This is a genomic window from Candidatus Clostridium eludens (assembly GCF_045310515.1).
Taxonomy (GTDB): Bacteria; Bacillota; Clostridia; order Clostridiales; family Clostridiaceae; genus Clostridium_B; species Clostridium_B eludens.
The window spans coordinates 1-796 of the sequence record NZ_JBJHZX010000137.1 but is presented as its reverse complement, the minus strand read 5'-3'; the positions used below and the strand labels follow the sequence as shown (position 1 = coordinate 796).

At 29.3% G+C, this 796-nt stretch carries 2 protein-coding genes; both read left to right on the top strand.

What is annotated here, in order from left to right:
- The first annotated feature begins 57 nt into the window (after nt 1-57).
- Nucleotides 58-414 (top strand): C-GCAxxG-C-C family (seleno)protein, encoded by a 357-nt coding sequence (locus ACJDU8_RS25565; RefSeq protein ID WP_406795002.1) that lies wholly within the window; start codon nt 58-60, stop codon nt 412-414.
- A gap of 182 nt (nt 415-596) precedes the next feature.
- Nucleotides 597-796, top strand: a 200-nt coding sequence (locus tag ACJDU8_RS25560; protein WP_406795003.1) for an ArsR/SmtB family transcription factor, incomplete at its 3' end; no start/stop codon positions are given.

Here is a 796-nt window from a genome sequence, read left to right as displayed (position 1 = left end):
GAATATAACGATATATAAGATTATTAAGAGATAATAATATATAGAGGAGTTGTTAATATGACAAAGGCATCAGAATATCATAAGCAAGGATTTACATGTGGTGAGGCTATAATAAAAAGCTACAATGAAGGACATAATACTAATATACCAATAAGCCTTGGTAGTAGTATGGGAGCTGGATATACTGTAGGAAGTTTATGTGGATCTATAGGAGGGGCAGCAGTAATAATAGGTTCATTGATGGGAAGAGAAAACAATGATGAGGCAAATGACGCTAGAAAGTATGTAAAAGAGTTAATAACAAATATAAAGGGAAAGTATGGAACAGAACTTTGCAAAGATTTAAAGAAAAATGGTGTTAGTTGCGCTGAAATTATAGATTATACTTATGAAACTTTAAGTAAAATACTATAATTATAAAGATATGAACTAAGTGGAAAGTATACACCGGAAGATAGATTATTATAAGCTATCCTACCTCAATATAACACTATTCAAATATAATAATTGCTTTAAAAAAGCTATTATTTTTTAAGTCAATATATCGTTATATGAAGATATAACGATATAAAAACTTTAATGAGGAGGGAAAAATCATAGATAAAAATTTTAATAAATATAATGAAATTGCTGAGATACTTAAAGTATTAGCACATCCAGTAAGAATCTGTATAGTAAAGGGTCTCTTAGATAACGGAGAGTGTAATGTTAGTCATATGCAAAACTGTTTAAATGTTCCTCAATCAACCATTTCTCAGCATCTACAAAAACTTAGAGCTGCTGGGATAATTGAAGG